The sequence below is a fragment of the Streptomyces sp. NPDC032721 genome, from assembly GCF_055579625.1.
In genome coordinates, this window is the sequence record NZ_JBVIMX010000001.1 from 1159311 (window position 1) to 1172407 (window position 13097).

Genomic DNA, 13097 nt, shown 5'->3' on the forward strand with positions numbered 1-13097 from the left:
CTGCCCTGGTGCCGTGCTGCCCGCCGACCGGCCGCCGAGGCGTACCCGGAGACCACTCATGCGCTTGATCACCACCAACACGACCCCGACGCCGACGCTGCGGGGTATCGCCGACCACAGCTGGCAGGCACGCGGCATGTGCGCCGGTCTGGGGCCCGACGAGGCGGACGCCCTGTTCCACCCCCTGCCCCGCGACCACGCGGAAAAGGCCGAAGCGAAGTCGATCTGCGGGCGGTGCCCGGTCCGCCAGGCGTGCTTCGACTATGCCCTCGACCACGACATCAAGGCCGGCATCTGGGGCGGGCTGACCTACGCCGAACGCAAGCCCTGGCAGAAGAGGCGCGACCAGCGCCTCGACTACAACCGGGTACGCGCGGTCTTCACCGGCCGCGACGTCCACCTGACCAAACCGGAGAAGGACACCGCCATCCGGCACGCCGCCGCCCGCGGCTGGAGCGCCGAGCGCATCGCCTACACGCTGCGGCTCGATCTCGACTACGCCCGTGACCAACTGCGCGAAGCCGCCAAGGACATTACGGACCGCGACCGGTACTGGGACCTCTACGAGCAGGCCAATGCCGCCACCCCGGCCAAGGGCAGCAAGAACGACGGCCGGAACCGGAACACGAACACCGCCAAGAAGACGAAGAAGGCAGCGCATACGCCCGTTCCCGGCCACGTGCACACCACGAAGCTGATCGCCGAACTCGGAGAGGCTGCATGACGGAAACCCCCGCCCCCGCATCACCCACCGGCGCCCGCGTCGTCACCGGCTGGGACCGTGCCGCCATCATCGTGCTCGGCATCGCAGGCTGCGCCCTGTCGTACGACGCCCTGCAGCAGATGGCAGAAGCCATCCACGTCCGAGGCCCCCTGACCTACTTGTTCCCCTTCGTGATCGACGGGTTCATCGCCTACGGAGTACGCGCGCTCCTGGTCCTGTCCCACGCCCCCATCCGCGCCCGGATCTACGTCTGGACGCTCTTCGGGACCGCCACCGTGGCGAGCATCTGGGCCAACTCCCTGCACGCGGTCCGTCTCAACCAGCAGCGAGAACACGACGGGCTCCAGCTCGGGGACACAGTCGTAGCCGTCCTCTCCACCCTGGCTCCGCTCGCTCTGGCCGGCGCCGTCCACCTGTACATCATCATCACCCGCCACCACCCGCCCGTCACTCCGGGGACCGGGACCGAACGGGACATCGCAAGCGGGGACCACGGAGCGGTCCCCCGGAGTACCCCGCAGGACACCGGGGACCGGCGTACGCGCTGGCTTCACCCGGTCCCGGACTTGAGCACGGTCCCCGACCCGGGGACCGGTCCCGCCCAGCAGGCGGGGACCGGGGACGGGGGACGGCCGGTGCGGGGGACCGTCCCCACCGTCCCTGCCACCGGCGACCGGGGACCGGTCCCCAAACGAGACGGGGACCGAATCGGATCGGGGACCGGGGACCGTCCCGCCGGGACGGCACCGTCGCCAGCAGGCAGGGACCACGCTTCGACTGCGCGAACTGGGGACCGCCGCTCGGTCCCCGACGACACCACTGGCCACGGTGGGGACCGGTCCCGCACCGTCCCGTCCCCGCAAGATCCCCCGGGGACGGTCCCCAGCCCGGGAAAAGCGCCCCGCCCCGCGCCGGGACCGGTCCCCACACCCGGTCCCTGGGACGGGGGAGGCACGGTCCCCGGGGCCAACGCCGCTGACGAACACGCCCGGACCGCCCCGGGGACCGGTCCCCAACCGGCCCGCCCCCGCCCGGTCCCCGGCGGCGAGCCCCTGAACGGGAACGGGGACCGAACCGAGCCGAACGCCGCTGAGGCGCAGAGCACTACCGGTCCCCGGCACCCCAGCGTCCCGAAGCCTCCGCAGGCCACGCGGCGGTCCCCCACCCGCCAGGGGAAGGGGACGGCACCACGGCTCTCGGACAACCAGATCCTCGCCCGGGTCCGTCCCCACGTCCCCGCTCTGCTGACCCGGGACCGCAACGAATCCATCACCCGCACACAACTGCGAGAAATCCTGCGGGACCAGGACATCGCCCTCCGCAACGAACGGCTCACACCGATCCTCGGCCGCCTGCGCAACGAGACCAGCAACCGCACCCCCAAGAGGAGCACCGCACGATGACCACCTGCCACCGATTCGGCCTCATCAAATCCGGCTTCGAACAAGAGATCCGCTACCTGGGCACCCACGCCCAGGCGCACCAGGACACCCCCGCCGCGAAGGCATCCGCCCGGATCGCGCTCGGCGCCAAGCAGCGGATGGCGAAGTCCCTCGCCCGGCACTACGAAAGATGCCGCGAATGCGGATGAACCATCCGTAAGCGCAGCTCACTTGTCCGCCTCCTGCACGTAACCGACGCGGCGGCCCGGCACACGGCCGGACCGCCGCCCCTTCGACCGGAGTCCTCCCCCGTGCCCCACCACCCCCGTACCCGCGCGGTGTCCGCCGCCGAGGCCGACGCCTGGGCCGAAGTACTGGTCCGCCGACGTCTCCTGCACACCGCCCTTCGCACCCCGACCGGCCAGTGGCTCGTCCAGCACTCCCCCGGCTCCCCCGTCGGCGTGCTCACTGGGCCGGCAGACCTGCTCGCTCTCGCTGCCGAAATCCAGCGCACCGCCCGCACGGAAGGGGCCCGCATCCGATGACGCGCGTCCATGAACCCGCCCCCCACCAGCCGGAGGGTGGTGACGCCTCGTCGGTGGGTACGGGAGCAAGATGGAGGTTCGGACACTCCCCCGCTGGGGGAGTGTCCGAACCAGGCCCCGTCCCAGGGGTGACGGGGCCCGACCAGCGCCAGGGGGCGCTGGTCGGGGAGGCTGCGACCGAGGGCGGATCGCAGCCAGGAACCTCCCGGTCCGGGCGGCCCAAGGGAAGATCACGCCCGCGCGACAAGAAGCAACGTCGCGCCCACAGCGTCCGTCTCAACGGACCCGAGTACGCGCTCATCCAAGCCGGTGCCGATGCCGTGGGCATGAGCACGGCGGGATTTCTCGCGTACGCCGGCCTGGCCATGGCCCGCGACCAGTCCCGTACCGCCGTGGCCATCGCCACCGAACGCGACGTGCTCACTGAGCTGTTCGCCATTCGCCGCCAGCTCGGCTGGGCGGGCAGCAACCTCAACCAGGCTGCCAAGGCCCTCAACTCCGGTGGTGAAGTGCCCTATCTGACGTCTGTCGTCGCCGACATCAAACGCGCGGCCGAAGCGGTGAGACGAGCAGCCGACCGAGTCGCCAACCCACAGGAGCAAGATCCCGCTTGATCCCCCAGGTCCACAAGCAGGGCAGTGACACCCTCGGCTTGATCAAATACCTCTACGGCAAGGGCACCCACGAGGAACACGTCGACCCGCACCTCGTCGCCTCATTCGACGGTATGGCCCCCGACCCCGGCCGTGACCCCGAAGCCACAGAGCGAGATCTCCAGCAACTTCTCGACCAGCCCCTGCACCTGCTCCCCGCCGCACAACGTCCTGAGACGCACGTATGGCATCTGTCCGTACGCAATGCCGCCGCGGACCGCATCCTGACCGACGAGGAATGGGGAAAGATCGCTCGCCGCATGGTGGCCGCGACCGGCATCGATCCCGGCGACGGAGCGGGCTGCCGCTGGGCGGCCGTGCGCCATGCCGATGACCACATCCACATCGTGGCCACCCTGGTCCGCGAAGACGGCCGCCGCCCCAACCACCACCGCTCCGGTAAACGCGCCCAGGCCGAGGCCCGTCTCCTCGAAGTCGAATACAACCTGCAGCGAGTCAACCCCGGGGATGGCACCGCCGCGACGAGACCCACCAGTGCCGAACGGCACAAGGCCCAACGCCAGGGGCGCCACCGCACCGCTCGCGAGGAACTGCGCGAGACCGTACGCCGCGCAGCCGCCGGGACCCTTGGCGAGACCGAGTTCTTCGCCAAGCTCGACGCCGCCGGACTCCTCGTGCAGAAGCGCGTCGCCCCTTCCGGTGACCTCCTCGGTTACAAGGTCGCCCTCACCGACGACCGCAACAAAGACGGCCAGCCCATCTACTACCCCGGCTCCAAACTTTCCCCGGATCTCTCCCTACCCCGGCTGCAACACCGCTGGGCCAACCCCGACTCTCCTCTCGCCGAGACCGTCAACTCCCCTACGGGCGAGCGCCCGACACGTTCACGGCCAGACCCGGCAACGGCGCGACGCCGAGCCTCCGGAACGACATGGCAGGCCATCCTCGTCCTCGACCAGGGCGACGACGCGGTAATCGCCGGCCAGATCGCGGCGACCGGGGAAGTACTCGACGCCCTCGCCAAGACGTCCGCCGCCCACACCCGCACCGCCCTGCGCGAGGCCGCCGCCGCGTACGAACGGGCCTCCCGTTCCCACGTCAGGGCCGTACGCGGGCACGACTGGGGCCTGCGCCGGGCTGCCCGCGACCTCGTCCGGGGCGGCCTCGCCCTGGGCCGGGGGGAAGACGCGGCCAGCACCGCCATGCTGATTGACATGGCGATCTTCCTAGTTGTCGCCGCTGGCCATTGGCACGCCCGCAAGGGACACGCCCAGCAAGCCGCTGCCGCCCAGCAGGCCGCCGAACACCTGCGTGCCGCCTACCGGGAGGCAGCTGGACCCACGCTGGCCGCGCTCGCCCATCGAGGCCGCCGTCTGCCCGCACCACTGCGCCAACGCCAGGCCGCCCATCTTCGCAACGCGGTCCCGGAGTTGGCCGAGGCAATCCTGCGCGAGTCCGGCTGGGCAGCTCTGGCCGCCACGCTCGCCGAAGTCGAGGCCGCCGGGCTCGAACCCGCCGCCCTGCTGGCCGAAGCTGTCGGCCGGCGGGAGTTGGCGAGCGCGGATTCAGTCAGCGACGTCCTGGTATGGCGGCTGCGCCGCCTCGCCGATCTGCCCGCGGACGCACCCGCCGAACCGCTCACCGCCATTCGTCCAAACGCCCGTTCTGCGGCCTCGCCCGACCGGCCGCACGGGCGGCACCAGACGCCAAAGGCACTCTGAAGTTCGCAAGTTGCCGCTGGTCAACCGGTTGCGGCACTGTCATGGTGGCACCCAAGGCCAAGGAGAGGGAGACGAACGTGTTCCACCCGATACGTGCACGCAGACAGGCCCGCGAAGACCAGCGCCTCCAGGACGGTTGGGCGGCACAGGTCCAGGAGCTGCGGAACCAGGCGCCGCCCCTGCCCGATTTCCTGCCCGCCCAGGCTGCGCCGGTTCCGGCCGAGCTGCCGACGGCACCGGTGGTCGACGACTTCCTTCCTCCCGACCTGATTGCCCCCTCCCGCACCAAGATCGCGGGGATGCTGTTCGCCTGGAAGGGGCCGCTCGTCCTCGACGGCGACGTCCACGCGTGCGCCCAGTGCGGCTCGTACCGAGGCTGGGTCGTCATGCACTACCGCGATGCGGTGTGGCTTCGCTGCCCGGCAGGCCACGAAGCCGTGCAACCCGAACTGGATACCGCGTGGTTCAACCGGCACTCCGGACCCATGATCCACCGTGATGCCACCCTCTCCGAAAGCCTCAAGCGCGTCGGGCACTGAGGACACCCCGCTTCCACGCACGAAGGCCCCGCCCCCACCCGCATACAAGCGGATGGGGGCGGGGCCTTCTACGTACTCGGCGGGAGTCCGGCCATGGAGTCAGACAGGCTCATGCCGGATATCCGTCACCCCGGCGGGGACGAGCAGCTGCTGCCAGTCCCGAAGGGAGTTGAGCATCCGGTGACGCCATGACAGTGCGAAGCGTGGGCAGTTGCTGCAGGTCTGGTGGGTGGTGCACCCGGGCATGGGTGGTTGCTTGGTTGCGTTGAGGGACCAGGCGAGGGAGTCGGAGCTGTAGAGCCGGTGGCCGATCTGGCGCAGCCCGGTCGTCTTGACCCCGAACCCGTGGAGTCGAATGCCCCTGGCCGACAGGGCTTCGACGATGCGTACCACCTCGGCGGTGCGCTGGCGGCGGCACACCGAGCCGAGGCCGACCACCTTTTCCAGCGTGAGGTCGACGCCCACGTCAGCGTAAAGGTCCGCGCAACGCTGGTAGTCGTCGAGCGTGTGGCCCTGGAGGACCGGCATCCATGGCAGGTCCGCGTCGAGATGCAGGAGATTCAGGAAGCTCGCGACGGTCTTGACCTGGTGGTCGCGGACGGTCAGGCCAGTGCTGCGCAAGATCTCGTCCTCGCACATCCAGTCCTGGATCGCTGCGACATCCATCAGCCCGATCTCGTCGTGGTACCGGCGCACGGCCATCGCGTACGCCTGTGGTGCGACCGTCCACTGCCCGTACAGGTTCAATTCGGTGAATGCCCCGGAGTCGAGCATCCATGGGGTCCGGGCGCGCGGCAGGGTCCTGCGGGTGACGAGCCGGCGATGCGAGACACAGAGCGGGACACACTGTTGGGCGAATTCGTCCCGCGCCAGCCAGCTCGGCTGGTGGGTGCCCAGGTATGTCCAGCGGTCGATGTCGTCATCGATGGGTCGTCCCGGGTCGCTGGACGAGGCTGCCGGTCCAGTCCGGCCACCAGGACTCGGTGAGGGGCCAGGGGCAACAGGGAAGTCGAACAGGGCAGTCGGCAGGTGCTCGGCGCTGTGTCCCGCAGCCGGACGCGCGGACATCAACGCGGCGGCCCCAGGGTGAGCCAGCCCTCGACCCCCTCGGGGAGCGCTCGCCGCCAGACCGGGGCCGGCGAGGCGAGAGCGGATGCGAAGGCGGCGACCAAGTCGTGCGGTGTGGCGGTAGTGAAGGCCGCGCACCATACGTACGGGGCGCCGAGCACCGGCTCCGCCCACGCCTGCCACCCCGGCTGCCCCGGCTCGGGGTCGGTGCCCTGGAGAAGGTCCGGCAGTGGGGCCAGGGCGAACCGGGCGACGAACGACGTATCAGTGGCACTCGTACGTGGCTGGTCGATGTCGCGTATCCAGCCGTTTCCGGTCAGCGCGGTGAGCACTGCCTCCGGGTCGTCGAAGCCGGTCACGGGATCGGGCCGGGCATCGAGCGCGAGAAGGAAGTCCGCGACCGCCTCGTACGGCACACCCGTGGTGAAGTAGGCGGTCCACTCGGGTGCCGAACTGAAGACGTCGGAACGGGCCGATACCTGCCAGGCTACCGGCAGTTCACCCAGCCCCAAAGGGGCGTCGGCCAGGACCCACTCCGCTGCGCACAGTGCGCTGGCGCTGATGTAGATCACGGAGCTGCGGGCGGCGCCCTCGGTTCCGCGGGCGATCGTCCAGTTCATCCAGCCGACCGAGGAGAGCCTGTCGGCGACCTGGTCGGCGGAAGTGCCGTCGTCACCGGCCAAGTGCCGTGGCACCACAGGAAATGCGGACGGCCGGGAGTTGGGGGCGGGAGGTTCGAAGGAGTGGTGGAAGTTCAGGTCGCCTCCGTTGGCGTGGTGGGGGTGCTTGTGCGGGTGGGCCTAGGTTGCACGTCGGCGGGTGCGCGGAGGCGTGGGCGGTTCGACCGGACGCTGCCACGTGAGCTGGACGGCAACACTGGGAGGCAGATATCCAAGCTGCTCCCCGTCGGCAGCCTCCGCCAGGAAGACCACCAGCCGCCCCGTCTCGTCCGGTGCGGCGACAACTTCGGCAGGGCGGTGGGCCATGGGAAAGAACGGGTTGATGGCCATCCGAAACGGGGCATCGCGGTCGTAAACGGAGAGCTGGTCGAGCGCGTCACCGACGGTCATCTCCGAGAGAAGCGGATCATCCATGAGGTTCTCCTTGCGTCGGGGCGACTACTCACGGGCGGGAGGCGCCGTGGTGTTTCGATGGGCAGGCGTTCACGCGGGCCGCGCGCCGTCGAGCACTGCAGTCACGGCTGCTGCGACGACCGATGCGGGGGTCGCGGTGCCGAAGGTGATGCTGTAGCCCTGCAAGTGCACGGTGCCGGTGACCACGATTTTCCAGCCTTCGTTGTGTGCTCCGTAGCGGCCGTGCGGGTAGTAGCCGACGTAGAGCCGGCCGTCGTGGGAGCTGATGTGCACGTCTCGGCGGTCGTCCACGATCATGTGGAACAACTTGGCGCTGAACAGGTCGGTGACGTGGGTGGGTTCACCGCTGCCGAGCTGCCATGTATGCGCCTCGCGCGCCTCGGTGGTTGTAGCGAATCCGTAGGGAGCGACCTCCACGGTCACAGGCATCACCTCTCTGACCTGGTGTTTTCCGGGAAGGCGTTTACGTTGACATGCTCTCGCCCCCCTTGGCCAGTCCTTTGGGGATCTTTCCTGTCTGCCCCGGGCGAACTGGCGGAAAGGTGACGCCTTCTCGCCGTTTTGTACGCACCGCCAGGAGGGCCCGGCCGCGCGATCTCAGGCTATGAACGCAAGAAGCCCCCGAACTCCGTGGGGAGTTCGGGGGCTTGGGGGTCGATGGGGGCGGGCGGGGGTTAGTTCGCTTCGGTCTGGTCGGGCTCGGTTGCGCCGGTGGTGCGACGGCGTGCGGCGATCACCGCTCCGCCACCTGCGGCGAGCAGGAGTCCGGCCCCACCGGCGATCCACACGGTTGCATCCGCGCCGGTATGTGCGAGGGCACCCTCCGGCGCCGGGGCGGGCTTGTCCGGCACGGTCTTCTTCGTGGTCGGCGCAGGCGTGGCCGGCGGATGAGTGTCCGGGGTTTCGGTGGGCTGCACCGGGGGCTTGATCGGTGTGGTTGTGCCGGGCTTTGTCGGCTCCGGTGTGGGCGTTGGCTTCTCCGTGGCCGTGTTGGCGAAGGTGGCCGTGACGGACACGCCTGGCTTGACGGTGAGTGTGACCGGCTTAGCGTCGCGTTCGTAGCCGGCGGGCGCCTTGGTCTCGGTGGCGGTGTATGTGTTGCCGGTGCGGGCGGCAACGGGGAGCTGGGCCTTGGCCGTGCCGTCCTTGCCGGTGGTCAGGGTGAGCGGGTTGCCCTTACCGTTCTTCGGCACGAGGTTGATGACGGCTCCGGCCAGTGGTGCGCCGGTGCGTTTGTCGGTCTTCTTCACGATGACCTCGCCCGGCTTGAAGGGGTCGACGATCGTCAGGGGTAGTTCCTTGGCTGAGGTGATAACCACGTCCTGGTCGGCGACGACGTCGTGCACCGTGCTGCCGCTGGCGATTTCCTTCAGCCGGTAGATACCGGCAGACAGATCTGGGAAGAGTAGGTAGCCGTCCGCACCGGTCCTGCCGGACGCGATCAGCTTCCCGTTCATGTCGAGCACACTGAAGGACGCTCCGGCGAGGGTGGCCCCGCTCGGGTCCTTCTTGAGGATCTTCAGGCTGCCGGACTCCGGCATCGTGCGCAGGGCCGGCGGGGCGGGAGTGGGGGTCACGGGGTCCGGCGCACTGGCCGAGGCCGCAGGCGCCCAGGCCAGGGCGCCGGTGACTGCGGCAAGGACGGTCAAGGCGGTCGTCGACGTACGACGGGCCGGGCGGGGACACAGAGAAATGAGAACTCCTGGAGCAACTGAACGGGGCGGTCGTGCCGGGAAGGTGAGCGATAAGTGGAAGAGCGGGATCACCGACTACGCCGTGGCGCCGACCGGGATGACGGCACCGCGGTCTTCGAGCGCCGGGTTCGTGAAGGGCGGGGCGGGACGGTTGCGGCATCACGGCAGACAGCCACCCGTAGGTGGCGTGCCTGGGTGTCGAGGGGCATTGGGCCAATGGTGGCCACGCCCTGGCAGAGGGCTTAGTCGTAGGACGGGAGGCCGGCGGCCTGCACGATCAGGGCTCCCGCTGGGCTTGGTACGAGGTCAGCGGGTGCGGAGGCGTGCGCCGTTGGCGTACACCGCTGCGGCTTGACGAGCGGTGAGCGGCGGTGCGGCCGTGGCGTTCGGGCTGGGGAACCAGATGCGGGCGTACTGCTCGACGGAGCGACGTAGCCCGCTGACCTCGGCTCCCTGCCACGGCGGTTCGGCCCTCTGGGGATGCCAGTCTCGGATGCGGGCGTATCCGTCCTGGCCAGGTCGGAGCTCGCGGGCCGCGTCGCGGCGGGTGAAGGTGCCGTGTTCGGCGAAGGGCAGCAGGGCGGTATCGAGGGTGCCTTGGTCGGGGTGGATGACCCGGAGGCGCAGCCCGTCGTACTCGTTCTGGCGGATGGAGGGGGCGAAGTCGATGCGCAGACGCAGGGGCGAGGCGGGCTCGGGGACGGCGTAGCAGGTGTCACCGACGACGGTGGTCTCGAAGGGGAGCGTGAGGTGGTCGGTGAAGAACTGCTGGGCGTGCAACGGCACGGCGGCTCCGGAATCGAGGGGGTGGTTGAGTTACCTGCGTGGCCCGGCCGGGACGGCGGCTGCAGGGCGTGGAAGGCTGCTGGTGCTCCAGCGGGGGATGCTGCGTGCGGCGAGCGACGGAGGTCTGCGGGCGGTGAGTCGGCGTAGGTCGAGCGGGGTGGGGGCCGGCGGGGTTACGGGGGTGAGGTGAGCGGCGGCGCGCAGGTAGGGCGACATGCTCTCCCGCCATCGGGGCAGGGGTGCAGGGTCGGCGACGGCTTCCGTGATGGCGGTGACCAGGGGGATGGGGGTGTTGGTGGATGCGGTGGCGTACCAACGGGCATACCCGGCGCCGCCTGTCAGGCACCAGCGGGCGTCGAGGGTGGTCAGCTCGTGATGGTGGCTCAGGTAGCCGACGGGGTGGTCCAGCCGTGCTCTGCCGTCGGGCGAGGTGAAGACGAAGCCGGTGGAGTCGAATGACTCCGACCAGCCACGCTCCTCCGTCCACCCCTGGTCACGTAGCGGCGTCAGTGCGGTACGCGCCGGCTGGTGCCGACGGTAGAGGTAGGCGCCGGGGCCGTCGGTGTACGCCTGGGCGAGGGCGGTGGTGAAGGCCGTGACGAACTCTGTGGGCGCCTGGTCGTTAAAGCAGACGCCCCAGACCGGCTCGGCGAACGCATCCTCGTAGGCGTTGATGCGCCAGAGGCCGTCGTCGTCACCCTCGGGGAGGTAGCCCACGCGGACCTTGTTGTCGGGGGAGGCGAGGTAGACGTTGGCGGCCTCGTCGCGGGTCAGTTCCCAGCCCAGGGCGCGGAGGGGGACGAGAGCCGGGTCGCCGGTGCCGGTGGTTCCGGCCAGGTGGCGCGGGGAAACGTAGACGTCGCCGTCGATCGTGTCGGGTTCTGTCATAGACAGGGGGACTTCCTGGGGTGAGGTCAACGTGAGCGGCTCACACCCGGCCGAGGGGTGGACGGCGGCAAGGCGGGTCGGCTCGGTGTGGGGTGTGAGGCTGCCGAGGCGAGTGTTGCGGTGACGTGCGGGTGGTACTGCCCCGGCACCTGGCCTGCAGTACGCAGCAGCGGGGCGGTATCGGCGACGGCGGTGGTGAACGCCGCGATGAGGTGCACGGGAGTGCGGTCGAAGACGGCCGACCATCCGGAGCGTGACGGACCGACATTCAGCTCCCACTGCGTCAGGTTGCCGGTCCCATTCCTCAACACGGCCTCGCCGTCGGGGGAGGTGAACTTCTGCTCCCACCACTTGGCATCGTGTGCCCAGCCGCTGTTCAGGAGGGGAAGGTAAATCTCCTTTGACCAGTCGGCCGGCTTGGCGGGAAAGAGGAAGCTGTCCGCGCCGTAAGAGGTCAGGAGTGCCTGATGGAAGGCGTGGAGCAGTTCTTGAGGGGTGCCTGTGCTCCAGCGTGCGGTCCAGAGGGAAGGAGCGAAAGGATCGCTTTGCACGGTGGTGAACCATGGGCCGGTCGCCGGGTACTGGTGGCCGGTACGGACACGCTGGCACGGGCTGGAGCACAGCCGCTGAGGCCCGTCGGGCTTCTCGTAGAAAGCCCACTCGGCGTCGAGCAGGGGCTGCCAGGCGTTGCGGAGAGCCGAAGCGGGGTCACCTTCGCCCGCGAGATAGCGGGGGGAGACGTAGACGTTCGTGTCCGCGTTCATTGTGGATGGGGCGTCGGTCATGCGGGCTCCATGATGGGGAAAAGGATCAAGGAACGGGACATGCCTAGGGCTAGGACGAAGAGGCCGTGGTGACGGACGCCGAGTGGTCGGGCGCGGGGGTGACGTGGATGGCGAGGCTGCGCTGTGCCTCGCTCGCGCGGGCCTGGGCCTGAGCTCCGGTGGAGCCGATAGCGATCACGAAGCCGATGCGGGCGGTGTCCAGCGTGCCCCCGTCCTGCGGGAGCAGCATCTGGTCGCCGACCTGGCGCTGCCAGTGGAGGCGGTCGAGCCAGGGAGCGCGGTCGGTCGGCCGACCAGGAAGCTCGCGGATGCTGAGGGTGCCACTGGTGTCCGGGTAGAGCAGGCGGATCGCGGCGGCCTCGGCGCGGGTAGCGGTGAGCTCAGGGGCGAATCCGCAGGCGATGTCCGCGGCGGCGCGGGGCAGGGAAACGCCGGTGGCCAGGTGCACCAGGTGGCCGATCATGTCGCCGCCGACCCGGCCGTTGACCTCGATCAGGTGCGGTCGACCGTTGACCAGCCGCATCTCCACATGCTGGATTCCCTCGTCAATGCCCAGGGCCTTGACCGCCGCCGTGGCCACCGGCGCCACCGTGGCGAGCAGCGGGTCACCGGCATCGACGGAGTGCGCCACCTCCTCGAAGTGCGGCTCGGCCCCCAGTTCCTTGCGGGTCACGGCAATCACGGTGGTGCGGCCGTGGTGGGTGACGCACTCGACCGAGACTTCCGGCCCGTCCAAGTACGCCTCGATCAAGACCTTGGTGCTCTCGACGGCGTGGCCGGCCTCGGCGAAAGCGGTCTCGAAGGCGCTGGGGAGTTCCTCCGCCGCGTTGACGCGGATCACTCCGATGCTGGCCATGCCCGCCGCGGGCTTGAGAACGACTGGGTAGCCGATCGTCTCGGCGGCGACTGCGGCTTCCACCAGAGAGGTAGCCGCCGCGAAATCGGCCGAGGGCACCTGGTGGCGCGCGAACAGGCGGCGGGCAGTGGCCTTGTCACGGGCGGCAAGCATCGACTCCGGCCTGCTGGTCGGCAGGCCGAGTACGGCAGCGAGGCGGGCGGTCTGGACGAGGTAGTCCTCGGTCCAGGTGATCACTCCTGCGACCTGGTGGCGTGCGGCAAGCGCCTGCCCGGCCACGGCGAGGGCCTGCTCGTCGAGAGGGTCCGCGATTTCGAAGTCGGAGATGAACTCCTGCTCCCAGGTGGGCTGTTCACCAGTGATCAGAACGACGTCGTAGGCGTCGGCGACGTGGGCCATGC

At 69.8% G+C, this 13097-nt stretch carries 15 protein-coding genes and 1 pseudogene; 7 read left to right on the top strand and 9 right to left on the bottom strand.

Annotated features, from left to right (window positions below; translation table 11 throughout):
• The first annotated feature begins 58 nt into the window (after window positions 1-58).
• The 7 genes and pseudogenes from ACZ5PB_RS04920 (at window position 59) to ACZ5PB_RS04950 (ending at window position 5525) form a co-directional block, all read left to right on the top strand.
• A complete protein-coding gene (locus tag ACZ5PB_RS04920; protein WP_468687823.1) occupies window positions 59-724 on the top strand; it encodes a WhiB family transcriptional regulator in 666 nt (221 codons plus the stop codon).
• Window positions 721-1171, top strand: a pseudogene (locus tag ACZ5PB_RS04925) (DUF2637 domain-containing protein); the annotation flags it as partial. The gene ACZ5PB_RS04920 and the pseudogene ACZ5PB_RS04925, both read left to right, overlap by 4 nt.
• Window positions 1172-2123: 952 nt before the next feature.
• A complete protein-coding gene (locus ACZ5PB_RS04930) occupies window positions 2124-2315 on the top strand; it encodes a hypothetical protein (protein WP_468687826.1) in 192 nt (63 codons plus the stop codon).
• Between the two features lie 102 nt (window positions 2316-2417).
• Window positions 2418-2651 (top strand): hypothetical protein, encoded by a 234-nt coding sequence (locus ACZ5PB_RS04935; RefSeq protein ID WP_468687828.1) that lies wholly within the window; start codon window positions 2418-2420, stop codon window positions 2649-2651.
• A 128-nt stretch (window positions 2652-2779) separates the two neighbouring features.
• Window positions 2780-3265, top strand: a complete 486-nt coding sequence (locus tag ACZ5PB_RS04940) for a mobilization protein (RefSeq protein WP_468687829.1) — start codon at window positions 2780-2782, stop codon at window positions 3263-3265.
• On the top strand, window positions 3262-4986 hold the full coding sequence (locus ACZ5PB_RS04945; protein WP_468687831.1) for a relaxase/mobilization nuclease domain-containing protein: 1725 nt from the start codon (window positions 3262-3264) through the stop codon (window positions 4984-4986). The genes ACZ5PB_RS04940 and ACZ5PB_RS04945 overlap by 4 nt, the downstream gene beginning before the upstream one ends.
• 77 nt (window positions 4987-5063) lie before the next feature.
• Entirely contained in the window at window positions 5064-5525 is a 462-nt protein-coding gene (locus ACZ5PB_RS04950) for a hypothetical protein (protein ID WP_468687833.1), read from the top strand.
• 99 nt (window positions 5526-5624) lie between these two features.
• Here the strand turns inward: ACZ5PB_RS04950 and ACZ5PB_RS04955 are convergent, their stop codons facing one another.
• The 9 genes from ACZ5PB_RS04955 to ACZ5PB_RS04995 form a co-directional block, all read right to left on the bottom strand.
• Window positions 5625-6593, bottom strand: a complete 969-nt coding sequence (locus ACZ5PB_RS04955) for a deazapurine DNA modification protein DpdA family protein (protein WP_468687835.1) — start codon at window positions 6591-6593, stop codon at window positions 5625-5627.
• Entirely contained in the window at window positions 6593-7276 is a 684-nt protein-coding gene (locus ACZ5PB_RS04960) for an SPDY domain-containing protein (RefSeq protein WP_468687838.1), read from the bottom strand. The genes ACZ5PB_RS04955 and ACZ5PB_RS04960 overlap by 1 nt, the downstream gene beginning before the upstream one ends.
• 117 nt (window positions 7277-7393) lie before the next feature.
• Window positions 7394-7687, bottom strand: coding sequence for a hypothetical protein (locus ACZ5PB_RS04965; RefSeq protein ID WP_468687839.1), 294 nt, complete (start codon window positions 7685-7687; stop codon window positions 7394-7396).
• A 69-nt stretch (window positions 7688-7756) separates the two neighbouring features.
• The gene (locus tag ACZ5PB_RS04970; RefSeq protein ID WP_468687842.1) at window positions 7757-8116 is read right to left on the bottom strand and encodes a DUF317 domain-containing protein; all 360 of its coding nucleotides are present in this window, start codon (window positions 8114-8116) and stop codon (window positions 7757-7759) included.
• A 245-nt stretch (window positions 8117-8361) separates the two neighbouring features.
• Window positions 8362-9336: an MSCRAMM family protein gene (locus tag ACZ5PB_RS04975; RefSeq protein WP_468687843.1), complete on the bottom strand. Its 975-nt coding sequence runs from the start codon at window positions 9334-9336 to the stop codon at window positions 8362-8364.
• 351 nt (window positions 9337-9687) lie between these two features.
• On the bottom strand, window positions 9688-10167 hold the full coding sequence (locus ACZ5PB_RS04980; RefSeq protein WP_468687845.1) for a hypothetical protein: 480 nt from the start codon (window positions 10165-10167) through the stop codon (window positions 9688-9690).
• Window positions 10168-10197: 30 nt separating this feature from the next.
• On the bottom strand, window positions 10198-11055 hold the full coding sequence (locus tag ACZ5PB_RS04985; protein WP_468687847.1) for an SPDY domain-containing protein: 858 nt from the start codon (window positions 11053-11055) through the stop codon (window positions 10198-10200).
• Between the two features lie 26 nt (window positions 11056-11081).
• Window positions 11082-11840 carry an SPDY domain-containing protein gene (locus ACZ5PB_RS04990; RefSeq protein ID WP_468687849.1) on the bottom strand — a complete coding sequence of 253 codons (759 nt, stop codon included), beginning with the start codon at window positions 11838-11840 and terminating at the stop codon, window positions 11082-11084.
• Between the two features lie 49 nt (window positions 11841-11889).
• Window positions 11890-13095: an ATP-grasp domain-containing protein gene (locus ACZ5PB_RS04995; protein ID WP_468687851.1), complete on the bottom strand. Its 1206-nt coding sequence runs from the start codon at window positions 13093-13095 to the stop codon at window positions 11890-11892.
• Between the last annotated feature and the right edge of the window lie 2 nt (window positions 13096-13097).